Below are 26,333 nucleotides of genomic sequence, written 5' to 3' on the forward strand. Positions count from 1 at the left end.
CCCGCCTCCGTGGTTGTCGGTGGCCACAGCGTAGCACCGGGAGGGTGTCGGCCGGGTTGCACCCGGCACGTGCAGAGGCCGGAGCCGAAGCGGAATTCATGGGAACGGCGGGTGTCGCCCCGCCGTAAGCCCCTACTTCTTTGCGCGCGGCTGGTTCAGCGGCTCCATCGCCCGGAAACGCTGGCTGTACTCGTCGGTCAGCGTGCGCGCTTCCTGCCCATTGCGAACGATGCTGGGCGTCAGCAGCACGATCACCTCCGAGCGACGGCTGGTGCGGCTCTTCTGCCCGAACAGCGCGCCGATCACCGGAATCCGGCTCAGGCCGGGAATGCCGCTGCTGCCATCGGTGGCCGAGTCGGTGATGAGGCCGGCCAGCATGATGGTGTCGCCGCTCTGCACGGCGGCCTCGGTAGCCAGCTTCTTGGTGGAAATGCGCGGGTTGCAGTTGCGCTCCTGCGGATTGCAGTTCTCCGGCACATCCGACGCGCTGCTGACTTCCTGCACGATGTCCAGGAACACCGTGCCGTCGCGGGTCACGCGCGGGCGCACCTTCAGGATCACGCCGGTATCGATGTACTGCACCGAGCTGTAGCTGCTGGTGCCGACGCCGGTGTTCACCGTGGTGGTGCTGATCGGCACCTTGTCACCCACGTTGAGCGTGGCCTCGGCGTTGTTGCGCACGAACACCGAAGGGGTCTGCAGCAGTCGTACATCCGTGACCTTGTCCAGCGCACTCACCACCGCTGCACCATTGTGGCCGGTGAACGCCCAGCCCAGGCCTTCGCCGCCGGTCGCGGCACCGGCGAAGCTGCTCCAGGAGCCACCCGCCGCGGCCGGCAGGGTCACACCGCTCAAGGCTCCGGTCAGTGCACGCCCGGCCACGGCGTTGTCGAAGAACCAGTTCACGCCGTACTTCAGGTCGCCATCCAGAGCGACCTCGGCCACCTGGGCTTCGATGTGCACCTGCAGCGGCATCACGTCCAGCTTCTCGATCACTTCGCGGATCGAGCGCCAGGCCTGCGGTGTCGCGCGCACCAGCAGCGTGTTGGTTTCCTCCACCGCCGACACGCCGACCCGGTCGCCTTCCACTTCCAGGCTGACGCTGACGTTGCCGGACTGGCGCTGCGGCAGGTTCAAGCTGCCGTTACCGCCACTGGAACTGCTGCCCAGCGTCGAGCCGAAGCTGCTGCTGTTGTTGCTGTCCATGCCACGGTCGCTGTCGCTGTCCAGCTGCGACGGAATGGCACCCGGGGCCAGCGATGCAGGGCTCGAGCCGCCCCGCTTGCCGCTGCTGGCGAATGCCTCGCTGAGCCGCTCTGCAAGATCGCGCGCCTTGATGTAGCGCAGCTCATGGGAGAACAGGCGGGCACTGCCACCGGCCGTATCGATGCGGTCCAGCCATTGCTGGATCTGGTCCAGGTAGCGCACCTGCGGGGTGATCACCAGGACCGCGTTGGCGTTTTCCAGCGGCAGGAAGCGGAACATGCCGGCGCTGGGCGTCTTGCTTTCCTCGCCGAACACCTTCTCCAGGTCGCTGGCAACCTGCTCGGCCTTGCCGGACGTGATCGGGAACACGCCCACCGACATGCCCGACAGCCAGTCCACATCGAAGATCTCGACCGTGCGCAGGTAGTTCTCCAGCTCGGCACGGGTGCCGCCGAGGGTGATCACGTTGCGGCCGCTGTCGACGTTGACGATGGCGTTGGGCCGCGCATACGGCTCCAGCACCTTCTTCATCTCGGTGGCGGAGATGAACTGCAGCGGCACCACCCGGACCTCGAAGCCGCGCGCGCTGGAGGCCGGTGCGGTGCTCGGCGCGACAGTGCCGGCCAGCGCCTGGTCGGCGGCAACGATGTTGTAGCGCCCACCGCTGTACACCATGCGCGCGTTGTTCCAGCCCAGCACCATCTCCAGCAGGTTCAGCGCCTGTGCCGGCGAGACCGGCTTGGGCGTGGCCAACGTGACCGTGCCCTGCACCCCCGGCGCGATCACATAGTTCTGGCCCAGCATGTCACCGAGGATCGCCTTGACCACGGCATGCAGCGATTCGCCCTCGAAGTTGAACGTGGCGCTGCCGGTGCCGGCCGCATGCAATGCCGGCGACGGCGCGCGCGCGGCCTCGCGGTTGATCATCGTGCCGGTGCCACGGCGGATGACCGCCTGCGGTGCCCCCTGGCTGTCGGCCGCCGCATCGGCCTGGACGTCCGCCGCGGCCTGGCCGGCGCTGGGCGCAGGTTGCAGGGCGCCCTTGCGCTGCACATGGGGGCTGGAGACGGTACTGCAGCCCACCAGCAGCGCGAGCACGAAGGACCAAGGAAGAAAACGCAGGCTCATGCTCTCACTCTACCGGTTGGCGCCATTGCCCGAAGGCGGCGGCGACTGTTGTTGCTGTTGTTGTTGCAGCTGGCGGCGGCGGGCCTGGATGCGCTCGCGGATGGCCTGCATCTGCGCTTCGCTGGGCCCGTTGCTGTTGGCCGGCGGCGGGGGGGCGGCAGCAGACGCCGGCGCGGGTGTGGCGTCCGCTGCACGCTGCGGTGCGGTCGCCGCCTGTGCCGGCGCGGCCTGCGCCGGCAGCGGCACTACCGGCGGTGGCACCGGCACGCCCGGTGCGGGTGCACCGGTACTGCCGCGCAGAACCGTCGGTGGCTCCCCGCCCTGCCCGTTGAACACGGCAAGTTCCAGCACCTGGCTGCCGCCCGGGCCGATCACCGTCGCCTGGCGGGGTTGCAGCGCGACCAGCTGCCAACCGTCGACCGCGTCACCGTTGAGGCGCAGGCGCAGCGAGCGGTTCTGCTCCGTACTGAACGTGGCCAGGCCGAAGTCGTCCGTGAGCAGCACACCGGTCAGGCGCAAAGCGGCGCTGGCGCTGGGTTCACTGCCGCCCAGCAGGTAAGGGCGCGGCCTGCGGTCTTCGGCGAACAGCGGACGCGCGGCGATGGCGCTGTAGCTGTCCGCACTGGCCATCCGTTCCGGAGCGAACGCCGGCAGCACCGGCAGTGCTGCTGCGGGGTCGGCGTCGGCCCCGCCGGCCGGCAGGCGACTGCCAAGTCCGAAACCGGTGGCCAGCCATACCGCCGCGGACCAGCCGGCCAGAGCCAGCAGGAAAGCGGTGCGCAGGCTGAGGGGCTCACGTTTCATCGGCGACCTCCTCTCCCTCGGCGGCCGCCGGTGGCGGCGGCTCGACCGGGGCCGGGGCGGCCGCGGCGGGCTCCGCTGCGGGAGGTACTGCCGCAGCGCCACTGGCGGCACCGGGCAACAGGTAGCCGGCCAGTTCGAAGGAGACGTCCAGGCCCAGCCCGGATTCGTTCGGCGACTGCTGGAAGCGCTGCGCGATGAGATTGAGGTTGTCCACGAACAACCGCGGGCTGCCGGTTTCCAGGCTGTGCAGCACGGTCGCCAGTTCCGCCACGCCGCAGCGCAGGCGTACCTGCATGGCGACACGGACGAACTCGGCATCACGGCGATTGTCGGTCAGTGGCGTGCGGTTGCTGATGGTGCAGCTGCGGTTGCCGGGGCTTGCCGTGGCCACCGCATCCTGCAGGCGCGCGCCGAGCGCGGCGGCGGCGGCTTCGGCCGTGGCCTCCTGCAGGAAGCCGGGTTGCCGCTGCAAGGCTTCACGGGTGGCGCGCAGCCGCTGTTCGATCTGGGGCTGCTGCTGCAGCTGCGCCTGCACGCGCTGCTGGCGCTCGCGCAGGGCCGCGACATCGGCATCGATCTCACGCAGCGGCTGGGTGAACCAAGGGTGCACCAGCAACAGGTAAGCCAGGCCCAGCACCGCCAGCAGCAGCGCAAGCGCCAGCCAGCGGTCACGGCGTGCGCTTGGCATCAGCCGCCTCCGGAGTCGCTGCTGTCGGCGTTGCCGGTGCCGCCGCGGGCAACGGCTGAAGTTCGGCGGTCATGGTGAAGCGGTCCCGGCCGCTGCCGGCGCCGTCCGCCTGCAGCACACCGGTCAGATTGACCTTGCGCCATTGCGGAGCATCCTGCAGCAGCTGCACCAGCTGCGAGGCTTCGCGGCTGAGCCCGATCAGCTGCAGGCCGTTGTTCTCGATGGCCAGCTTCTCCAGATAGGTTCCTTCAGGCAGACGGCGGGTCAGCTCGTTCCAGATTTCCACCGTGCCGGCATGCTGGCGGCGCTGCGACTCCAGGAAGGCCGCGCCGTCGATCAGTGCCTGCAGCTGGGCGCGTTCACTGGCTACACCCCGGGCACTGCGCGCGCTGCGTTCGACGTCCGCACGCAGTGCGTCGGCGGCGGCGCGGCGGTTGTCCAGCAGCTGCAGTCCAGCCAGTACCAGCATCACCAGCGCGGCCAGGGCCAGCAGCAGGTTCCAGCGCCGCATCGGATCGGGCCGCGACTGGCGCTGGGCCGGCGGCAACAGGTTGACCTGCAGCGTGCCAGCCTGCGCATCGATCGCGTCGACGCCGCCCAGGGCGTCGCCCCACTCGCCCACGCTGGCACGCCAGGCCTCCATCTGGCGCAGCGGCCAGGCCACCAGTTCGACCTGCAACTGGCCTTCCCCTGCCGCGCCCAGTTCACGCACGTCATAGCTGACCTGGCTGGCCTCGAACGGGGTCTGCCGGTCGATCTCATAACCGACCACCGCGTGCAGCCGGTCGCCGGCCGCCGCCGGCAGCCGCAGGGTGCGCCGCAGGACCCGTTCCACCGGCAGCAGCCAGAATCGCGGCAGGCTGCGCAGGCGCGGCTCCAGCACGCGATCCAGTGCAGCCGGAGACGAAGGCCATGGCAGGGTAACCACAGCCTCGCGGCGCTCGCCCGCTTCGCGCCAGACCTGCAGCCGGTCACCCTCGCGCTGCAGCAGCAACCGTGCCTGGGCCCAGCCCAGCGCCCATTGCCAGCGCGCCGGCACCCACGCCAGCAACGAGTGCCGCCACCAGCGCAGGAAACGGCCGGCGCCAGGACCGATCTGGCCCTGCACCTGCCGCAGACTGTCCTGCCAAGCCGTCATCTTGCCGTCATTCCCTGCTCCCAGCGAAGCACTGTGTAGGACCGCCCGGGAATCCCCCCGGAGCCATTGCGAACCACTGCCTGCAACACCGACCTGCGTCCACTGCCGTCGATGACACGGGACTCGATACTATAGGTGCCGCTGCTGCTGGCAAGCGCTGAAGATCCATCCGCCGGATCGCCGTCACGCTCCGGCGGGTTCCGCTGCGCCAGCACGAGGTCGGCATCCAGGCCCAGCGCGGTCAGCACGGGAGCGCTGGCGAATCGCGGATCCGGTCGCGCCTGGCGGCTGTAGAGGGTCAGGTGCGGCAGCATCTTCCGGTACAGCGGCCCGTTCATGCCCAGTACCCGCTGCAGCTCGCCCAGCGTCTCGAAGCGCTTGTTGCGTGGCCCATACGGCAGCCCGGCCGCGGCGTAATCCTGTGCCTCGGCACCGCCGCCGGGCTGCAGCAGGCTGTCCTCGTCACGCCAGTCGACGATCGCGCCGGCCAGCTGGCGCGCGTTGTCCACCGGTTCGCCAAGTGCCTGCAGATAGGCGGTCAGCAGCGCCACGTCGGCCAGGTTCAGGTTGATCTTGCCGTTCTCGTCCAGCACCTGGATCTCGATGCGGGCACCGTCGAACTGCCAGCGATAGGTGCGGCCATCGGCCTGCCACGGCGCGCGCAGCGGATCCGGTGACAGCCGCATCAGTGCGTACTCGAGTCCCGCACGGGCACGCTCCTGGCCACGTGCATCGTCGTCGAGCACGCGCTCCTGCAGATGCTCGACGCGGGCGCTGAGCGCGAACGCGCCCACCAGTGCGGTCATCAGCGCGATCAACCACAGCACCAGCACCAGTGCGGCCCCGCGCGACCGCATCAACGCCCCCCTCCACCGCCGCCCAGGCGGGGGGCCACCACCAGGGGCGGCCATGCGGCACCGCGGGCCGGCACGATCCGCAGTTCCACCAGCAGAGGCAGGCGACGGGTGTCTTCCCAGCGCGGCAGCCACTCGGTCATCTGCCCGCTGCCGGCATCGATGCCGCGATAGCGCATCTCCACAGCCTGCAGGCCATCCACCAGCACCTCGGGCGGGCGTGGCGGCGTTTCGGCGATGCGCTCGCCCTCCTGCAGCAGGACCAGGTCCAGCAGCAGACGCTGCTGGCCGGCCTTGCCATCCACCTGCAGCGCATGCAGATAGGGCCCGCCGCGTCCGAGGTAGCCTGGCAGATCGGCGACGAACAGCATCCGTTGCTCGTCGCCCTGGAAGAACACCGGCTCGCGGGTCGGGTCAGGCACTTCCAGCGGGCTGCGCATCGCCCCGGCCAGCTGTCGCCGCAGCAGGGCCTGCACCGCGCGCATCCGCTCGCTTTCGGCAGCGATCTGTTCACCCCGCTGGCTGACCGCCATTGCCGAGCGCACGCTGGCGAACGCCAGCGCCAGGCCACCGGCAAGCAGCACGGTCGCCAGCATCACCTCAACCAGGGTGAATCCCGCAGCGCTCCGCTTCATCGCGCGCGCTCCAGGTCCGGTGGCAGCAGGCGCAGGCTGCGCCAGCGCAGCTGTTCCCGCTCGCCGTCGCCCCACCGCACCTGCAACTGCAGTTCGGCCAGCCACGGGCCACCCGGCGACTGCGTGGCCGCGACGTTGCCGGCGCGTGGCTCGGTCCAGGGCTGCACCTGCAGCTCCCAGCGATAGCGCCCGTTTTCCCAGTCGCCCTGCTGCTGCCCCACCTGCAGCGGCGCATCCACGCCCGCCGCAGCCAGCAGCGATTGCGCATGCAGGACGGCGCGGGTGCGCAGTTCGGCCTCGCGCACCTGCCTGGCACCGCCGGACAGGCTGCCCAACAGCAGGGTCAGCGCCAGCCCAAGCAGAGCGAAGGCCACGATCACCTCCAGCAGCGTGAAACCGCGCGCCCGCCGCATCACTGCGCCTGCCATGGGCCGGAGCGGACTTCACCGGTCAACCAGCCGACATCGATGCGCCATTCGGCGGCATCACGCTGCAGGCGGATGCGGCCGCCACTGGAACCGCCATCGGGATGGAACTCGATCACGCCCTGCCCGGGTGCAGTGGCCAGCTGCGCCGCACCTTCGAAACGCACCGTCAACTGTGCCGGCAGTTCACCCTGGCGCTGGTTCGCCCCCTGCCAGCGATGCCGTGCCGGCTCGATCACGAACCGCTGCGGTTCGCCGCGCGCGATCGCCTGTGCACGCACCATGCGCAGCTGGTTGGCGATGTCCTTGCCGGCGCTGCGCAGCTGCATGCCGGCGAAGCCACGCGACAGTCCCGCCGCGGTGATCAGGCCGATGGCCGCGATCAGCGCGATCACCAGCAGCATCTCCAGCAGCGACAGCCCCGCCGGGCGCCTGCCGTGCAGGCGCGGTCGGGGCAACCGGCGCGGCAGGAAATACGTCATGCGTGCTTACGGCTGGTAGCGGATGTCGGCGTCGACGCTGCTGCCGCCGGCCTTGCCGTCCTTGCCCAGGCTGATCAGCTCATACGGCTGGCCTTCGCCGGGTGCGCGGTACTCCAGCGCGTGCCCCCACGGATCGTTGAGGTCGGCCGGCTTGGCATACGGGCCGAGCCAACCGCCAACGCCGGCCGGTGCGGTCACCAGATCGGTGAGCGCGCCCGGCAGCTTGCCGGTATCGATCTGGTAGTTGTCGATCTTGGATGCCACGGTCTGCACCTGCGCCTTGGCGATGTTGGCCTTGCCGCGGTCGGCACCGCCCAGCACGCGGCTGGCCACCAGGGTCAGCACCGCGCCGATCAACACGATGACGATGATGATCTCCAGCAGGCTCATGCCCGACTGGTGCCGCGCGGCGGTGAAGGACAGGCGGATGGGTCGACGGTTAGCGATCATGATCGGTCCTTTCGGTTGCGTTGGGTCGAAGTGCGGAAGAGTCCATCGTCAACCGATGGCATTGGTCAGGTCGTACAGCGGGACCAGCACGGCGACGATGACCGCACCGACCACCGAAGCCAGCACCAGGGTGATCGCCGGGACCATCGCCGCCAGCAGGCGATCGATGCGCCGGGCGCTGTCCTGCTCGAAGGTATCCGCCGCCTTCAGCAGCATGGTGTCCAGCGCGCCGGATTCCTCGCCGACCTGGATCATCTGCAGGGCAAGCCGCGGAAAGCGCTTGCCGCGCGACAGTGCCAGCGACAGGCCCGCACCGTTCTTGACCTCGTCGGCGGCGGTATCCACGTCGGCTGCCAGCGCGCGGTTGCCCAGTACGTTGCGGGCGATGCCCAGCGCACCCAGCAGCGGCACACCGTTACGCAGCAGCGTCCCCAGCGTGCGCGCCAGCCGTGCGGTTTCCAGCTCGCCGAGCAGGCGGCCGATGCTGCGCCGTTGCAGCAGCCAGCCGTCGAGGGCCAGGCGGAAGGCCGGCTGCCGCAGCTTGCGCTCGAACAGCAGGGCCAGCACGCCCGGTACCACCAGCAGCAGGATCCACCAGTCGCGCACGAACAGGCCCAGCTGCAGCACGGCGTTGGTGAACCACGGCAGCGCCACGTCCAGGCTCTCGTACATCTGCGCGAACTGCGGCACGACGTAACCCAGCAGGAACAGCAGCGCGCCGCCCACCACCACCAGCAGGATGGCCGGGTAGACCAGCGCATTGATCACCTTGCCCTGCAGCGCACGCGCGCGTTCAAGATAATCGGCCAGCCGCTGCAGGGTCTCATGCAGGCTGCCGCCGGCCTCGCCGGCACGCACCATGTTCACGTACAGGCGCGAGAACAGGCCATGTTGACGCTCCAGTGCGGTCGACAGCGGCGCACCACCGCGCACCACGTCGCGGATGTCGGTGATCGCACGACGCGAGCGCTCGTCCTCGGGCAGGCCCAGCAGGATCGACAGCGCGCGATCCAGCGGCTGGCCGGCACCGAGCAGGGTCGCCAGCTGCTGGGTGAACTGCAGCAGCGCCGGGCCCTGCAGCGGGCGCTGGTGGAACAGATTGCGCCAGCTGCCCCCGCCGATGGAGCCCGCATCGGCCAGCTGGGTTTCCATCGGCAGATGCCCCTGGTCCTGCAGGCGCGCGATCAGGTCGGCCTCGCTGGCCGCTTCCATCTGCCCGTCGAAGATCTCGCCATGCGGATTGAGGGCCTTGTAGCGGTAGTTCGGCATGTCAGCCCCGGGCTCCGGCGCGCATCAGCTCTCCTCCGTCACGCGCAGGACTTCCTCGATGGTCGTCTGCCCGGCAAGGGCCTTGGCCAGGCCATCCTCGTACATGGTGCGCATGCCGCCTTCGCGCGCGATGCGCTCAAGCTCGCCCATGCCATCGCGGCGCATCACCGCGCGCCGCAGCGCGTCGTTCATCACCAGGAATTCCATGATGGTGGTGCGGCCCAGGTAGCCGGTCGGTGCCAGTGCCGAGGGGCGCGGCCGGTACAGATGAATCAGTCCCTCCGGCTGCAGGCGGCGCAGCTCGAAACGATCGATCTCTTCCGGCGACGCCGGGTAGCGCTCGGCGTGGGTCGGTTCCAGACGGCGCACCAGACGCTGCGCGAGGATGCCGTTGATGGTGGAGGTCAGCAGATAGTCCTCCACCCCCATGTCGAGCAGCCGGGTGATGCCACCGGCGGCATTGTTGGTGTGCAGGGTGGACAGCACCAGATGGCCGGTCAGCGCCGACTGGATCGCGATGCGCGCGGTCTCCAGATCGCGCATTTCGCCGATCATGATGATGTCCGGATCCTGGCGCACGATGCTGCGCAGCGCATTGGCGAAGTCCAGGCCGATCTGCGGCTTGGCCTGGATCTGGTTGATGCCTTCGATCTGGTACTCGACCGGGTCTTCGACCGTGATGATCTTGACGTCGGCGGTATTGAGCTGGCTCAACGCGGTGTACAGCGTCGTGGTCTTGCCCGAACCGGTCGGGCCGGTCACCAGCAGGATGCCGTGCGGCTGCTCCAGGACCTTGCGGAACTGCGGCAGGAATGCATCGGTGAAACCAAGCCGATGGAAATCGAACACCACGGTTTCGCGGTCAAGCAGGCGCATCACCACGCTCTCGCCGTGTGCGGTCGGTACCGTGCTGACACGCAGGTCCAGCTCCTTGCCCTGCACGCGCAGCATGATGCGGCCGTCCTGCGGCAGGCGGCGCTCGGCGATGTTGAGCCGGGCCATGATCTTGATGCGGCTGATGACCGCGGCGGTCAGGTTGGCGGGGGGGCTCTCGCCCTCCACCAGCACGCCGTCGACGCGGTAACGGACCTTCAGCCGGCTTTCGAAGGGCTCGACATGGATGTCCGAGGCACGCAGTTCCACCGCGCGCTGGATCACCAGGTTGACCAGGCGGATCACCGGCGCTTCCGAGGCCAGGTCACGCAGATGTTCGATGTCGTCCACCGCGCCGCCTTCACCATCGGCGGTTTCCACGATCGCCCCCATGGCGCTGCGGCCCTGGCCGAACCAGCGCTCGACCAGATCGTCGATCTCCGCCCGCATGCCCAGCACCGGCGTGACCGGCACGCCCAGTGCCAGCTGCACGGCCTGCTGCGGGTAGACGTCGTGGGCATCGGCCAACCACAGCCGTACGCCGTGTTCATCCAGCGCCAGCGGACAGACGTGGAACTGCTTGAGGAAGCGCAGCGACAGCGGCAGGCCTTCGGCGAGGGACTGCGGCGGCGTCTCGGGCACCTGCTTGCCTTCCAGCAGCGGCAGGCCCAGCACATCCGCGCTGGCCTGCGCCTGGTCCCGCTCGGACACCAGTCCCAGGCGCACCAGCAGGCCGAGCAGGCTGCCGCCGGCCTCGGCATGCAGCGGCCGCGCCCGGGCCAGGTCTCCTTCCTTGAGCCGCCCACGCGCCAGCAGCGCATCCAGAATGCGGCTCTCGGCGTCGTCGGCAGTGGTTGCAGCGAGCGCGTTCACGTGACTCTCCTGTCAATCGGCCCGACTTTAGCAGTTAAGCCGTGGTTTCCGCCGCCATCGCGCCGCCTTTCGAAAAATGACAACGCCCGCCACCGCGGGGTGACGGGCGTCGCCAGTTCATCTACGACAGTGCGATGGCATTACTGCGTGGCGAGGATGGTCACCCCGCTGTAGGCGGCTTCACCCACCACCTTGACGTAGTACGTGCCGGCCACCGGCTTGTTGACGCGCACGGTTTCGGCGTTGCCCGCACGTGTGGACTTGGCATCGTTGTCGCTCGCGCTGGGCTCGCGGCCCTGGGCCAGGTACACCGACACGTTGCCACTGCCACCGTAGGTGATCACGCTCAGCGATTTGCCCGCCACCGCTTCGAAGCTGTACAGGGCACTGCCGCCGGTCGCACCGGACAGGCCGCCGACAGCGACCTTGTTGGTCAGCGGCGTGGCTACCGGGCCGCAGTCCTCGGTGCACGGTCCTTCCAGCGCCTTGGCCAGCGCTGCCTTGGCGTCGACGATGCCGGTACCGATCGGGGTCGCCGACGGGATGGCCACCGGGAACGGGCGTGCGGTTTCCTTGAGCAGGGTACGCATGGCTGCCGGAGCCAGCGGCTCCTTGCCATCGGCGATCAGCGCGCTCTGCACCAGCGCGGCAACAGCGGCCACGTGCGGCGAGGCCATCGAGGTACCGCCCATGCCCATGTAGCTGTAGCTGCCCGAATCCGGCGTGGTGGCCGCGTCGGAACCGGCCTGCCAGACATAGCCACCTGGATTGCCGTCCACGCTGCCGCCACCACCGGGGCCGGAAAGATCGACGCGGGTGCCGTAGTTGGAGTAGTAGGTGATGCCGCCGGTGATACGGGTGGCTCCCACCGTCACCACGCCATCGCAGCTGGCAGGGCGGTAGTTGGACGCGTTGTCCGTCTCGTTGCCGGCGGCCACCACGACCGTGGTGCCGCGCGAGATCGCGCCATTGATCGCATCCTGGTAGGTGCCGCCGCAGCTGCCGCTGCCGCCCAGGCTCATGTTGATGATCTCGGCCGGGTTGGCATTGGCCGGAATGCCGGCCACGGTGCCGCCGGAGGCCCAGGTAATGGCATCGGCGATATCGGAAAGGTAGCCACCGCACTTGCCGAGCACGCGGACCGGCAGCACCTTGGCCTTGTGCGCGACACCGGCCATGCCGACACCGTTGTTGGTCTGCTCGGCCACGGTGCCGGCAACGTGCGTGCCGTGCCAGGAGCTGTCTTCAGCCAGCGAGCCGGTGTAGCACTCGTTGTCGTTCTCGACCCAGTCGCCATAGTCCAGCGCACCGGGTACCCGCTCGTTGGTGGGGCGGCGCGAGGTCTCGGCATCGCTGATGAAGTCGTAGCCTTCCAGCAGGTTGCCGACCAGATCCGGGTGCTGCGGCAGGATGCCGGTGTCGAGCACCGCCACCACCACGCCCTCGCCCTGCGAAACATCCCAGGCTGCCGGCGCGTTGATGCCGCCGGTCGCGTTGTGCAGGTGCCACTGGTACTGCTGGTAGTACTGGTCGTTCGGCACCAGCGCCGGCTGCACATCGCCCGCACGCAGTTCGCTGCGGCGCAGCTTCACGTCTGCCTCGGCGTACTGCACCGCCGGATCAGCCTTCAGCTCCTTCAGCACGCGCTGCAGTTCAGCCGGGGCCAGGCGGCCCTGCAGGCGGATCACATCGGCGCCGACGCCGAGCTTGCGCACGACCTGCGGGCCCAGGGTACTGGCGCGCGCAGTGCCGCCGGACAGGCTGGCGCGGGTCAGCGCCGACTGCACCATGGACAGCTTGGCCGAACGATCCAGCGCAGCGGCCGTGCCGGCGCGGTACTTGACGATGATGCGGTCGGTGCCCGGCTGTGCGGTGCCCGCCTGGCGTGCCGGTTCCTGCGTCGGCAACCCGGCGGCATGGACGGCACCGACCGCGGTCATCGACAGCACGGCGGCGGCAAGCACGTTGATGCGAAGGTTCTGCTTCTTGATCACGTCGAAATTCCTCTTCTGGGTCATGGATCGAACCAACACTGCGGCCATCATTCCTTGACGACTCCCGGCCGGCCCAGCCGGGATTGCCGTGACCTCCCCCCAGGCCCTCGTTGCGGGTGTGGCGCCGGCGTGGGTGGCCGCCGGCGCGATGGAGTGGCTTACCAGCCGAAGCCGGCGCCAACGCCGACCGAGCTGTCGTCGCTGCTGAAGGCACCGCCGAAGGTGACCGTGGCGCGGTCGCTGATTGCACGCTGGTAACCCAGCGACAACGCCGACTCGCCGCCCTGGAAGCCGACACCGACGCCGACCCGGTTCTGGGTACGGATGCCGGCGGCGCTGGTGGCCATGTTGAGCATCGCCGCGCTCATCGCGCCCTGGCGATCGATGCGACGGTCCATGTGACGCAGGCGGCCATCGACTTCACCCTTGAACACATCGAAGCTGTCGGTCACGGCCTTCACCTGGCCATCGGTGTAGCTGTTGGCCGTGGCGACACCACGGTCCAGCTGACCCTTGTTGACCGCGTCGGTGGCAGCGCTGCCGGCCGCGACATTGGTGACCTGGCGCTCGTTGCCTTCGCTGCCAACAGAGACGGTGTTGGCACGATCGGCAACCGAGCCCTGGCCCAGCGCCACGGCGTTGGCGGCCGTCGCACTGGCCCCCTGGCCGATGGCCGTGGACGACGCGCCGCTGGCAACGGCGCCCTCTCCCACGGTGACCGCGTTGAAACCCGCTGCCGGTGTGGCGACCGGGATGCCCGAGCCCGCTGCGGCGGCGGTCGGCGCGCCCTGTACCCGGGCAGTGCTGGCAGTGGCCACGGTGGGGACGGCATCGGCGCTGGCCGTCTCCGCGGCCAGGCTGCCGGCGCCCCCCTCCAGCGGCGTGCTGGTCGAACGCAGGCTGGCGGTGCGGGAGCGGTTCGCCCCCCCGGTGCGCTGGTCGATCTCGCTGACCTTGCGGTCCAGTGCGCCAAGGGCATCGCCGACATTGCTGTAGCTGGCGCCCTGGATCACGTAGTTCGGCGCGACGAACACGCCCTGCATGCCGACACTGGCGCCACCGCCGAGGAAGCTGGCGGCATCGCTGAGCGACTGGAACAGCTGGCCGCCATTGATCGCCTGGCGACTGCCGGCGGCGATGCTGCCGGCGCCGACATTGTCGATCGTGGTGCCCTCGATGCCGGCCAGGGTCAGCCGGTCGCGGCTGGCGTCGTCATAACCGACCGCATTGGCAGTGGACGTTTCCACGGTCGCGATACGCGAATCGAAATCGCCGACCCGGGTTTCCACCGCACCAACGCGCTGGTTGGTGACGTTGAGCTGCGAACCGGTGACCGCGTCGCTGCTGCCTGCGGCGATGCGACCGTCGGCGACGTTGACGATGCGGCGCGTCGCCGGACCATCGGTACCGTTGCCACCGCCGACGGACACCACATTGGCGTCCAGCGCGCGCGCGCCGCTGCCCAGCGCCACCGAGTTCGCACCGGTCGCGCCGGCGTTGGCGCCGACGGCCAGCGCCGCATTGCCGATGGCGCTGGCACTGCTGCCCAGCGCATTGCTGCGGTTGCCGCTGGCACTGGCACCGGAACCGACGGCGACCGCGTTGCTGCCCGTGGCGCTGGCGGTCCCGGTCCCGGTCGCACGGAAGTGGCGGCCGGTGGCGTCGGCGGTGGCCGCCACCACATCCAGCTGGCCCTTGTTCACCGCATCGGTCGCCTGGGTACCGGCCGCGACATTGGTGACCTGGCGGTTGATCGCGCTGTGGGTAACACCCGCCGCATCAACCCAGTCCTGCGCCGCGCCGACCGAAACCGCGTTGGCACGATCCGCCAGCGATCCGGCACCCAGCGCGACGCTGTTGTCGGCGGCCTTGGTCGTCCAGGTATTGCTGCCCAGCACCGTGGCATTGGTTGCCTGCGCGTAACTGTTGTAGCCGACCACGGTGGCCCCGTCCTCGGTCGCCCACGCCTCGCTGCCGATGGCGGTGGTGTACTGACCGCTGCCGACGCTGTTGGCATCCTGTCCGGCCAGTGCGTTGAAGCCCACAGCCACGCCATTGAGGCCGGTGGCCGCGTTGTTGCCGAGCGCGGTACCGTACTCGCCGGCGCGTGCCTGAACGCCGAAACCCGCACCGGCGATCTGCGCGGTGGTGCCCTGGCCGACCGCCGTGGCGACGTCGGCCGCCTGCGCGCCACTGCCCAGGGCCGTGCCGAAGAAGCTGGACGTGGCACCCGCACCGTAGGCTGTGGACTGCCAGCCATTGGCATAGGCGAAGTTGCCGACCGCAGTCGCTTCGCGACCGTCGGCCGTGGCCCCGTAGCCGACGGCGGTAGCGGCCAGGCCAGTGGCCTGGGCGATGCCACCTACCGCAACGGCACCGATGCCCTCCGCTTCCGACTGCGCGCCCAGGGCGACGCTGGCCGGCCCGGCGCTGCTGCTCTGCGCACCGAGGGCGATTGCGCCGCCAGCGGTACTGCTGGCGCTGTTGCCGATGGCCACGCCATCCTCACCCGTCGCCACCGCGTTGAAGCCCACGGCAGCGGCATTGGCGGCGACCGCCGTCGCACCACTGCCCAGTGCGGTGGCACCGTTGCCGATCGCGTTGGCCGCTTCGCCGGCGGCCAGCGCGTTGTCACCTTCCACATAGGCGCCGGCGTCGCTGTCGGCACTGCCACTGGCCTGGAAGTAGCGGCGGGTGTTCTCGGCCACCGACGCCACGGCGTCCAGCTGGTTCTTGTTGACCGCATCGGTGCCTTCGGTACCCGCGGCGACATGGGTGACCTGACGTTCGCTGCCCGTGCTGCCGACCGCCACCGTATTGTCCCGGTCTGCCTTCGAGGCAGCACCGAGGGCCACGCTGTTGATGCCGTTGGCGGTGGCATTGGCGCCCAGTGCGGTGGAATCAGCTGCGTCGGCCCAGGAGTTCCAGCCGATGGCGGTCGCGTAGTCGTCGGTGGCCCAGGCGCCGGCGCCGAACGCCGACGCACCGGTACCGCTGGCCCGGGAGGGAATCAGGCCGAAGAAAGTGCTGCCACCGATGGCGACGCTCTCCTCGCCACTGGCTTCGCTGGACTGGCCCACCGCCACGGCTCCGGTACCGGCCGCGGCCGCACCGAAGCCGACGGCCGTGGTGTTGGCGCCGGTCGCGGCGGTGCCATAGCCGAGCGCGGTGCCGAGGCGACCCGTTGCCTCGCTGTAGCCACCGACCGCCGTGGTGCCATCGGCCGATGCCGCGCTGCGGAAGCCGCTGGCCAGCGACTGCGCACCGCTGGCCAGCGCTTCCGAGCCGTTGGCGGTGCTGTACACCGCCGTGGCCTGTGCACCCGCGCCGGTCGCTGTGCTGCCGATCTCGCTGGCAACCGCACCGCTGCCCAGTGCCGCACTGTTTTCACCCATGGCCTGTGCATTGCTGCCCACCGCTGCGGCATTGCTGCCGCTGGCCAGGCTGTCCAGGCCTACGGCGGTGGCACTGGCAGCGACCGCCGTCGCGCCACTGCCCAGGGCGGTGGCACCGTTGCCGATCGCGTTGGCCGCTTCGCCGGCGGCCAGCGCGTTGTCGCCTTCCACATAGGCGCCGGCATCGCTGTCGGCACTGCCACTGGCCTGGAAGTAGCGGCTGGTGTTCTCAGCCACCGACGCCACGGCGTCCAGCTGGTTCTTGTTGACCGCATCGGTGCCTTCGGTACCCGCGGCGACATGGGTGACCTGACGTTCGCTGCCCGTGCTGCCGACGGCCACGCTGTTGGCGCGGTCGGCAACGGAACCCGCACCCAGTGCCACGCTGTTCTCAGCATTGGCGGTGGCGCTGGCACCGAGTGCGGTGGAATCAGCCGCGTCGGCCCACGAGTTCCAGCCGATGGCGGTCGCGTAGTCGTCGGTGGCCCAGGCGCCCGCGCCGAACGCCGCAGCGCCGTAGCCGCTGGCGCGGGCCGGGATCAGACCGAAGAAGGTGCTGCCGCCGATGGCGACGCTTTCATCGCCACTGGCTTCACTGGAATCACCCATGGCCACCGCGCTGGCGCCGCTGGCCGTGGCAAACACGCCCGTCGCGGTGCTGTTGGCCCCGCTGGCGATCGTGCCGTAACCCAGTGCAGAACCGAGACGACCACTGGCTTCGCTGTAGCCACCGACCGCCGTGGTGCCATCGGCCGATGCCGCGCTGCGGAAGCCACTGGCCAGCGACTGCGCACCGCTGGCCAGCGCTTCCGAGCCGTTGGCGGTGCTGTACACCGCCGTGGCCTGTGCACCCGCGCCGGTCGCCGTGCTGCCGATCTCGCTGGCAACCGCACCGCTGCCCAGTGCCGCACTGTTTTCACCCGTGGCCTGTGCATTGCTGCCCACCGCTGCGGCATTGCTGCCGCTGGCCAGGCTGTCCAGGCCCACCGCGGTGGCACTGGCGGCGACCGCCGTCGCGCCACCGCCCAGTGCGGTGGCACCGTTGCCGATCGCGTTGGCCGCTTCGCCGGCGGCCAGCGCGTTGTCACCTTCCACATAGGCGCCGGCGTCGCTGTCGGCACTGCCACTGGCCTGGAAGTAGCGGCGGGTGTTCTCGGCCACCGACGCCACGGCGTCCAGCTGGTTCTTGTTGACCGCATCGGTGCCTTCGGTACCTGCCGCCACGTTGGTCACCTGGCGGGTGTTGCCACCACCACCGACCGATACCGTGTTGTCGCGGTCCGCAATCGAATCGGCGCCCAGCGCGACGCTGTTGGCGCCGCGCGACTCGGCCGCATTGCCGAGCGCGGTGCTGTTGATGCCCGGCGACCATGCGCCACCACCGACGGCCGTGGAGTAGTTGCCGGACGCCTCGGTGGCGAGAATGCCGAACAACGAGCCGCCGACAGCGACACTGTTCGTACCGGTGGCCAAGCTGCCCTGACCGGTGGCCGTGCTGTAGTCGCCGGAGGCTTCCGAGTCGCCGCCCAGCGCCACGCTGTTGGAGCCGGAGGCATTGGCAAAATTGCCGAACGCGGTGGCGTTGAACGCCGAGGCGCTGGCGAAACCGCCGATGGCGGTGCTGTAGCCACCCGTGGCTTCCGCACCGATGCCGAACGCAGCCGAGGCCGTGCCGCTGGCCACGCTCTCGCTGCCAACCGCCGTGGCCGCTTCACCACTGGCAGTGCTGAAGTAGCCCACCGCCGTCGCCTCTTCCGCGGAGGCTTCGGACAGCACGCCGCTGGCGGTGCTGCCGGCGCCACTGGCGATCGAGGCAGCACCGAAGGCCGCGCTCTGTTCACCGCTGGCTTCGCTTTCCGCGCCATGCGCGGTGGCGTACTCGCCGGTCGCCTGTGCGTTGGCACCGATCGCGCTGGCGTTGGCCGCGGTGGCCACGGCATTGAAGCCCAGCGCCTGCGCGTTGCTGGCCAGTGCATTGGCACCGCTGCCCAGGGCGATGGCGCCGTCGCCGATGGCGTTGGATGCCTCGCCGGCAGCCAGTGCATTGTCACCTTCCACGTAAGCGCCGGCATCGCTGTCAGCACTGCCGCTGGCCTGGAAGTACTTGCCGGTGGTGGATGCTTCGGCCGCGACGGCATCCAGCTGTGCCTTGTTCACCGCATCGGTGGCCTGCGTACCTGCGGCCACATGGGTCACCTGGCGTTCGTTGCCGGCAGCGCCAACCGCCACGCTGCGGTCACGATCCGCCACCGAGCCTGCACCCAACGCGACCGCGTTGTTGCCGTTGGCGTTGCTGCCGGCGCCCAGCGCGATCGCGCTTTCACCGCCGGCCACCGTATTGGTGCCGATGGCGATGCTGTTGACGGTGTTGCCCAGCGCCTGGTAGCCCAACGCCACGCTGTAGTCGCCGTAGCCGAAGGCACCGCGACCGACGGCGGTGGCGCTGGTGCCGTTGGCCCAGCTGTTGTAGCCGATGGAGGTGGCGCCACTGCCGCTGGCCCACGCTGCATTGCCGAAGGCGGATGCGTTGGTGGCGGTGGCCCATGCGCCCGAACCGAATGCGCTGGCGCCACTGGCGGTGGCCCAGCTGTAGCCGCCGACGGCGGTGCTGTCGTCGCTGCTGGCGAACGCACTGTCGCCCACGGCGACCGCGTAGCTGCCGGTCGCACGCGACTTGCCACCGGCAGCCACGCTGTTGTCGCCGGTGGCCTTGGCCGCGCTGCCGAACGCATTGCCCGACGCACCCGTTGCCTGCGCACCATTGCCGACGGCGGTGGCATCGGCGCCGGCGGTGGTGCCGACACGTTCTGGTTGACCGTCATCGCCGATGATCGGCTGGTTGTACTGGTCGTAGGCCTGGCCCAGTCCACCGATGGCGACCCCGCCGTTGCCACTGGCACTGCTGTTGCGACCGATGGCGACGCTGTCATCGCCCACGGCGGAAGCGCCAGCGCCCTGGGCGATGGCACCGGCGCCGATCGCGTTGCTGGACGAACCGGCGGCCACCGCACCCTCCCCCTCGGCAAACGCACCGGCATCGCTGCCGGCTTCCGGCTGGGCCTGGAAGTAATGGGCGGTGGTATCCGCGGTGCTGGCCACGGCGTCCAGCTGCGCCTTGTTCACTGCATCGGTGGCTTCACTGCCGGCAGCGACGCCGGTGATCTGCCGCTCGTTGCCGGCACTGCCCACGGCGACGCTGTTGTCACGGATGGCTTCAGAGTTCGCGCCCAGGGCGACACTGTTGGCGCCGCGCGCCGTGGCGTAGTAGCCGACCGCCGTGCTCTGCGCGCCGCTGGCCCAGGTCTGCGCGCCCAGCGCGCTGGCCCCTTCTCCGGGTGCGTAGGCGAAGTAGCCGATGGCCGTGGCTTCGGCGCCGGAGGCTTCGGTCAGGCTGCCGTTGGCCACGGCCCGGTCACCGCTGGCGATCGCGCCGGCACCCACAGCGGTGGCGGCTTCGCCGCTGGCCTGGGTCTGCACGAAGAAGCCCAGACCGGGAATCAGGTCAGCCGGGCCACCCACGGCCACGCTGCTGGTGCCGGTCGCATTGCTCTGGGTGCCGACTGCGGTGGCGTAGTCGCCGATGGCGTTGGCCACCGCGCCGAACGCGGAGGACTGCGCGCCGGCCGCATAGGCACCCACGCCATAGGCGGACGCAGCGAAGCCAGCCGCCTCTGCGCTGGCACCGACCGCAGTGCCGCCGACGCCGGCACTCGTCGCACCGGTCTCCACCGGCACGCCGCCGTTGGTGATAAGCGGATTGCCGTTCTCGTCCACGGCGGCGCCACCCACCGCGACGCTGCCGGGTCCTGCAGCCTGCGCGTTGTTGCCGAACGCGGCGCTGTTCTGTCCGGCGGCCAGGGCGTTGTTGCCGACCGCCGTGGCGTTCTGCGCAACCGCGGTGGCGCCGGCGCCGACTGCGGTGGTGCCATCGCCGAGCGCGTTGGCCGCTTCACCGGCAGCCAGCGCGTCATCGCCTGCGGCCAGCGCACCGGCGTCGCTGTTGCTGCTGCCGGTGGCCTGGAACCGCTTGGCCGTGGCATCGGCCACGGCCGCGACGTCCCGGAGTTGGCCGACATTGGCCGCATCGGTGTCTTCGGTACCCGCCGCGACACTGGTGATCTGCCGTGTCAGACCGTACTCGGCCGCGCCCACCGATACCGTATCGACCCGGTCGGCCAGCGAGCCGGCGCCCAGCGCCACACTGCCGGTGGCAACCGCCGCCGAGTTCGAACCCAGCGCGGTGCTGTATTCACCCACGGCGGTGCTGAACGCACCGACCGCGATCGATGCTTCATTGGCGGCCGTTGCGCCACGACCCACGGCGGTACTGCCCGGGCCCATGGCCACGGCTCCGCCACCGACCGCCGTTGCGCCGTCCGCACTGGCCTCGGACAACGCGCCCAGTGCGGTCGCTGCGCCGTTCTCGCTGGCCGCAACAGCGCTGGCACCGACGGCGGTATCTCCCAGTCCGAGCGCAACGGCACTCTGGCCGACGACGACGCTGGCATCACCGATGGCCAACGCGTTCTGGCCGAACGCACTGGCGCCCAGACCGGCGGCCACGGCCTGTGTGCCGACGGCCGTGGTGGCGTTGGCCAGCGACTGGCTGCCGCTGCCGACCGCAATCGCGCCCTGCCCTTCGATCTTCGCCGCGTCGCTGTCATCACCGGCGCCGTCGGCCTTGAAGTAGCGACTGCTCTGGGCTGTCGCTTCGGCCAACGCCGCCTGCGTGGCCCGCGCCTGTGCATCCAGCTGCGCCTTGTTCACCGCATCGGTTGCTTCGGTGCCAGCGGCGACGTGGGTCACCTGCCGTTCCTTGCCCGCATCACCGACGGCAACGGTATTGGCACGCGTTGCTTTCGAGCCGGCGCCCAGCGCCACGCTGTTGGCACCGGTTGCACGGCTGCCGGTGCCCACGGCGACCGCATTGGTGCCGGTGGCCGAGGCGCTGCCATCCACCAGGCACTTGTCGACGATCGAGCTGTTGAGCACCACGCAGTTGGTGTTGCCGCCGATCTCCACCGACTGTGCAGAGGCGACGCCGGTCATGCCCAATCCCAGTGCCAGCGCCAGTGCGGCAGCCAGTACAAAGGGCCTGGCCTGTGTCGCATCGCGGCGTTGGTCGACGACCCCGCCGCAACTGTCGGACGAGGCCAGTTCCGAGGCCACGACCAACTGACCCAGTGCTTTGTTCCAGACCTTGCGATAAATCCGATTCATCGGTACGGCTCCTGATTGGACTGGTTTTGGGCAAAGCAACGCCACCGCCGGACCTTCTGGTCCAACGTCCCCTGGGGGCGTTTATTCGCGTGATTTACTGCGGGGTATTGCCGAACGGCGCGCAGCGACAGAAAACCGAGCGCGTGCGCCAAGCGGTTACTGCGGGATGAATGGTTCTGAAACGGGGTTCAAGTGTTAACGGCAACTTTCCATATCGTCAAGACTTTGACACAGCAAATCACATTGCCGTGAAGCAGTTCACTCTTTCACGCCTTTATCAATCCATTTTGTTAGTTGCACGTGACGATTGTCTGGCGCATGGAAATGCATGTAACTCATGGTGGCGACAGGAGTTTCATCCGCGCAAAGAAAAACCCGCCGACAATGCGGCGGGTTTTTCCATACGCATCGGCATCGACGCCTGCGCGAAGTGGTGCGCGATCAGCCGCACCACACCCGGGCATTGCGGAACATCCGCATCCACGGTGAATCACCCTGCCATTCGGCCGGCGCCCAGCTCAGATTGAGTGCGCGCGGGGTGCGTTCCGGATGCGGCATCATGATGGTGACGCGGCCGTCCGTGCTGGTCAGGCCAGTGATGCCATCCGGTGAGCCGTTCGGATTGAGCGGATACTGCTGGGCGATGGCACCGTTGCCATCGATGTAGCGCAGCGACACGCGCGCAGCGGCCTGGTCGACGGCGTTGTCGAACACCGCCTGGCCTTCGCCGTGCGCCACCGCCACCTGCAGGCGGGAACCGGCCATGCCACGCAGCAGGATCGACGGCGATTCCACTACTTCCAGCAGTGCGGTGCGGGCCTCGAACTGCTCGCTGGCATTGCGGCGGAACTGCGGCCAGTGTTCGGCGCCGGGGATGATGTCCTTCAGCTGGCTCATCATCTGGCAACCGTTGCATACGCCGAGGGCAAAGCTGTCCTGGCGCTCGAAGAACGCGGCAAAGGCATCGCGCAGCGCGCTGCGTTCCAGGATCGAGGTCGCCCAGCCACGGCCGGCACCCAGCACATCGCCGTAGCTGAAGCCGCCACAGGCGACCAGGCCGGTGAAGTCCTGCAGGGCCACGCGGCCCTCGATCAGGTCGCTCATGTGCACGTCGAACGCGCGGAAGCCTGCACGTTCGAAGGCATTGGCCATCTCGATCTGGCCGTTGACACCCTGTTCGCGCAGTACCGCCACGCGCGGACGCGCACCGGTGCTAATGAACGGCGCCGCCACATCCTCGTTGAGATCGAAGCTCAGCTTCGGCTTCAGGCCCGGTGCGTTGAACGCGCGGGCGACATCGCGCTCGGCATCGGCGCTGGCCGGATTGTCGCGACGCTTCTGCATGGCGTGGGTGACCGACCACCACGCATCGAACAGCTGCTCCCAGCGCCACTCGGCCAGGTTCTCGCCTGCCAGCGATACGCGCACCACCGGTGCGGTGGTCGGCCTGGCGATGCGCTGCGCGCATTCGGTAAGGGCGTGGCGCTCGACCAGATCGGCAAAAGCGGCGCGATCTTCGCGGGCGATCTGCACCACCGCGCCCAGCTCCTCATTGAACAGGCTGCGGAACGGGTCATCGCCCCACGCGTCGAGGGCGATATCCAGGCCCAGGCGCGAGGTGAACGCCATTTCGCACAGCGCGGCGAACGCGCCGCCGTCGCTGCGGTCATGGTACGCACGCAGCAGGCCGGACTGGCGCGCATCCCGGATCAGTTCGAAGAAGGCACGCAGGCGCTGCGGGTCGTCCAGGTCCGGCGCGGCACCGGCGAAGGCCGGCAGCTCGCCGTGGTCGGCGTGCACCTGCGCCAGGATCGAGCCGCCCAGGCGCTGCTTGCCGGCACCGAGACCGATCAGCCACAGCTCGCTGTCGACGTCGCGATCAAGCAGAGGCGTCAGCTGCTGGCGCACATCGGCAACCGGCGCGAACGCCGAGATCACCAGCGACACCGGCGACACGCTCTTGTGTGCCTCGCCCTGGTCATGCCACTGCGCCTGCATGGACAGCGAGTCCTTGCCGACCGGGATGCTGATGTCCAGCTGCGGGCACAGTTCCATGCCCACGGCCTTCACTGCGTCGTACAGCAGCGCGTCTTCGCCCGGATGGCCGGCAGCGGCCATCCAGTTCGCCGACAGCTTGATGCCATCCAGCGCATCCACCGGAGCCGCGCACAGGTTGGTCAGCGCTTCACCCACGGCCATGCGCGCCGACGCCGCGGCGTCGAGCAGGGCCAGCGGGGTGCGCTCGCCGATCGACATCGCCTCACCGGCCACGCCATCGAAATCCGCCAGGGTGATGGCCACGTCGGCCACCGGCAGCTGCCACGGACCGACCATCTGCTCGCGTGCGGTCAGGCCGCCGACGCTGCGGTCACCGATGGTGACCAGGAAGTTCTTCGAGGCGACGGTCGGGTGCGCCAGCACGCGCAGGCCCGCTTCCTGCAGATCCAGGCCACCGGTGTTCAGCGCCGGCCAGCGCGGTGCCGGCGGGTGCGCCGTGTCGCGGTGCATTTTCGGCGGCTTGCCGAACAGCACGTCCATCGGCAGGTCGATCGGTGCGTCGGCGGGAACATGGCCCGGCACCGCGCCGTACGCCACCACCAGATGCTCCTCGGCGGTCGCCACGCCCACGGCGGCGAACGGGCAGCGCTCGCGCGCACACAGCGCGGCAAACTCGGCCAGCCGCTCCTGCGCGACGCCAAGCACGTAGCGCTCCTGCGATTCGTTGCACCACAGCTGCATCGGCGACAACGACGGATCGTCGGTGGGCACCTTGCCCAGGTCGATGATGCCGCCCACGTTCGAATCATGCAGCAGCTCGGGAATCGCGTTGGACAGACCACCGGCACCGACGTCATGGAAGAACTTGATCGGGTTGTCGGCGCCCATGGCCACGCAGCGGTCGATGACCTCCTGGCAGCGGCGCTCCATCTCCGGGTTGTCGCGCTGCACGCTGGCGAAATCCAGGTCTTCGGCGCTTTCACCGGAGGCCACCGAGCTGGCCGCACCGCCCCCCAGGCCGATCAGCATCGCCGGACCGCCGAGCACGATGACCGCGTCACCGGCCTGCAGCGGGATCTTGTCGACCTGGATACGGTCGATCGCACCGAGGCCGCCGGCCAGCATGATCGGCTTGTCGTATGCACGGACCAGGTCAGCGCCTTCAGGCAGCTCGAAGCTGCGGAAGTAACCGAGCAGGTTCGGGCGGCCGAACTCATTGTTGAACGCAGCGCCGCCGAGCGGGCCGTCGGTCATGATCTCCAGCGCCGGCGCCATCCGCGGATTCAGCGCGCGCGGCGCTTCCCACGGCTGCGGCAGCTCGGGGATGCGCAGGTGCGAGACCGAGAAGCCGGTCAGGCCGGCCTTCGGCTTGCCGCCGCGGCCGGTTGCGCCTTCGTCGCGGATTTCGCCACCGGCACCGGTGGAAGCCCCCGGGAACGGCGCGATCGCGGTCGGGTGATTGTGGGTTTCGACCTTAATCTGGAAGGCGCTGGGCACCTGCGGCTCGCGGCGGTACTCGCCACTGGCCGGGTCCGGACGGTAACGCGACGCCGGATGGCCTTCGATCACCGCAGCGTTGTCGCTGTACGCGCTCAGGGTGTGCTGCGGCGTCTGCTGGTGGGTGTTCTTGATCATGCGGAACAGCGAGCGTTCCTGCGCCTGTCCGTCGATGGTCCAGCTGGCGTTGAAGATCTTGTGCCGGCAGTGTTCGGAATTGGCCTGCGCGAACATCATCAGTTCCACGTCAGACGGGGAGCGCCCCAGTGCGGTGAAGCGCTCGCGCAGGTAGTCGATCTCGTCCTGGGCCATGGCCAGGCCAAGGCGCTGGTTGGCGGCTTCCAGCTGCGCCACCGGAACGCGCTCCAGTTCACCGCGGGCCGGCGCCGAGAACAGGGCCTGGCCCTGCTCGACGCGGTCCAGCACCGATTGCGTCATCGGGTCGTGCAGCACCTTCACCAGCGACTGCTGGGTGGCGGCATCGTCCGGCCAGCCCAGCACGTCGATACGCAGGCCGCGCTCGACCCGGCTGACCGGCTGACCGGCCCCGCGGACCAGTTCGGTGGCCTTGCTCGACCACGGCGACAACGTTCCCAGACGCGGCACCACGATGCGGCTCACGGCCCCTTCGGCGACCGTCCCGGCCTGCGGCTGTGCTTCCAGGATGCGGCACAGGGTGGCCTGATCGGGCACGGCCGAGCCTTCCGGCTGCACGAAGTAGACGTGCCAGGCACCACTGATGCGCAGGGAGGGAGCGATGGACTGCAGGCGGGATTCAAGACGTTCGCGGCGGAACGGCGACAGGGCGGGCGCGCCCTCGAGGACCATCATGTCCGGGGAACCGTAGTTGGGAAACGGGCCCGATATTGTACCGGAAGCGGGGGATGGGCTTGGGCCGGGCTGCGCCCGGCACCCGCCGAAGCAACAGCCGAAGCAACAGCCGAAGCAACTGCAACGTCAAAAGCCGGTTTCCTGCAGGTTGGCGGGGTGGGTCCGGTGGCGGGGGACGCCGTGAACCCGTCCCTGAGGGCTTGGCCGCGGCATCCATGCCGCGGACACCCCCGCCACCGGACCCACCCCGCCTTCGACGGATTTCCGCGATCTGCAGTGGATCCACGCCATGCGCGGATGCTCCGCGGCAGTGCCGGCCGAATGAAGAGCGAAGCGACCGGCTCTTGCTTTTGATTTTGTTCTGTCTTTCGTGGCTGGCAGCCGCAGGAACCTGTCCGTGGCCGGGTGGGTGGGCTGCGCAGGGGCGTAAGCGCCATGGATGGCGCGCCCGAGCCTACAGGGACGTATTCACGGCGTCCCCTGCGCCGCCCTCCCACCCGGCCCACTCCCCGCAAACCGCGGGAAGGGCCCCCCCGCCCCCCCCGCGGGGGGGCCGGCCGGGGGCGCCGGCGC

General features: G+C 69.5%; 14 protein-coding genes. All 14 read right to left on the bottom strand.

What is annotated here, in order from left to right:
- Positions 1-132: 132 nt before the first annotated feature.
- The 14 genes from gspD to purL all read right to left on the bottom strand — a co-directional run bounded on the left by gspD (position 133) and on the right by purL (position 25,760).
- The gene (gene gspD, locus ACVOKU_RS12600; protein ID WP_481560078.1) at positions 133-2,334 is read right to left on the bottom strand and encodes a type II secretion system secretin GspD; all 2,202 of its coding nucleotides are present in this window, start codon (positions 2,332-2,334) and stop codon (positions 133-135) included.
- 9 nt (positions 2,335-2,343) lie between these two features.
- Complete coding sequence (locus tag ACVOKU_RS12605) at positions 2,344-3,138, bottom strand: general secretion pathway protein GspN (protein ID WP_263177281.1); 795 nt, start codon at positions 3,136-3,138, stop codon at positions 2,344-2,346.
- Positions 3,128-3,826 (bottom strand): type II secretion system protein GspM, encoded by a 699-nt coding sequence (gspM, locus tag ACVOKU_RS12610; protein ID WP_164151713.1) that lies wholly within the window; start codon positions 3,824-3,826, stop codon positions 3,128-3,130. Before gspM ends, ACVOKU_RS12605 begins: the two co-directional genes overlap by 11 nt.
- Entirely contained in the window at positions 3,807-4,964 is a 1,158-nt protein-coding gene (locus ACVOKU_RS12615) for a PilN domain-containing protein (RefSeq protein ID WP_481560079.1), read from the bottom strand. The genes gspM and ACVOKU_RS12615 overlap by 20 nt, the downstream gene beginning before the upstream one ends.
- Positions 4,961-5,824, bottom strand: coding sequence for a type II secretion system minor pseudopilin (locus ACVOKU_RS12620; protein WP_481560080.1), 864 nt, complete (start codon positions 5,822-5,824; stop codon positions 4,961-4,963). The genes ACVOKU_RS12615 and ACVOKU_RS12620 overlap by 4 nt, the downstream gene beginning before the upstream one ends.
- Positions 5,821-6,453, bottom strand: coding sequence for a type II secretion system protein J (locus ACVOKU_RS12625; RefSeq protein ID WP_481560081.1), 633 nt, complete (start codon positions 6,451-6,453; stop codon positions 5,821-5,823). The genes ACVOKU_RS12620 and ACVOKU_RS12625 overlap by 4 nt, the downstream gene beginning before the upstream one ends.
- Positions 6,450-6,866: a type II secretion system protein XpsI gene (gene xpsI / locus ACVOKU_RS12630; RefSeq protein ID WP_481560087.1), complete on the bottom strand. Its 417-nt coding sequence runs from the start codon at positions 6,864-6,866 to the stop codon at positions 6,450-6,452. The genes ACVOKU_RS12625 and xpsI overlap by 4 nt, the downstream gene beginning before the upstream one ends.
- Positions 6,866-7,360, bottom strand: a complete 495-nt coding sequence (xpsH, locus tag ACVOKU_RS12635) for a type II secretion system protein XpsH (protein WP_074901860.1) — start codon at positions 7,358-7,360, stop codon at positions 6,866-6,868. The genes xpsI and xpsH overlap by 1 nt, the downstream gene beginning before the upstream one ends.
- Positions 7,361-7,366: 6 nt before the next feature.
- Positions 7,367-7,810 (bottom strand): type II secretion system major pseudopilin GspG, encoded by a 444-nt coding sequence (gspG, locus tag ACVOKU_RS12640; RefSeq protein ID WP_053520019.1) that lies wholly within the window; start codon positions 7,808-7,810, stop codon positions 7,367-7,369.
- A 48-nt stretch (positions 7,811-7,858) separates the two neighbouring features.
- Complete coding sequence (gene xpsF / locus ACVOKU_RS12645) at positions 7,859-9,079, bottom strand: type II secretion system protein XpsF (protein ID WP_065175845.1); 1,221 nt, start codon at positions 9,077-9,079, stop codon at positions 7,859-7,861.
- Between the two features lie 24 nt (positions 9,080-9,103).
- Complete coding sequence (gene gspE / locus ACVOKU_RS12650; protein WP_481560082.1) at positions 9,104-10,825, bottom strand: type II secretion system ATPase GspE; 1,722 nt, start codon at positions 10,823-10,825, stop codon at positions 9,104-9,106.
- A 140-nt stretch (positions 10,826-10,965) separates the two neighbouring features.
- Positions 10,966-12,819 carry a S8 family peptidase gene (locus ACVOKU_RS12655; RefSeq protein ID WP_481560088.1) on the bottom strand — a complete coding sequence of 618 codons (1,854 nt, stop codon included), beginning with the start codon at positions 12,817-12,819 and terminating at the stop codon, positions 10,966-10,968.
- A 158-nt stretch (positions 12,820-12,977) separates the two neighbouring features.
- The gene (locus ACVOKU_RS12660) at positions 12,978-21,434 is read right to left on the bottom strand and encodes an ESPR-type extended signal peptide-containing protein (protein WP_481560083.1); all 8,457 of its coding nucleotides are present in this window, start codon (positions 21,432-21,434) and stop codon (positions 12,978-12,980) included.
- 441 nt (positions 21,435-21,875) lie between these two features.
- Positions 21,876-25,760, bottom strand: coding sequence for a phosphoribosylformylglycinamidine synthase (gene purL / locus ACVOKU_RS12665; protein ID WP_481560084.1), 3,885 nt, complete (start codon positions 25,758-25,760; stop codon positions 21,876-21,878).
- Positions 25,761-26,333: the final 573 nt, after the last annotated feature.

This window comes from Stenotrophomonas sp. STEN147, from assembly GCF_056757995.1.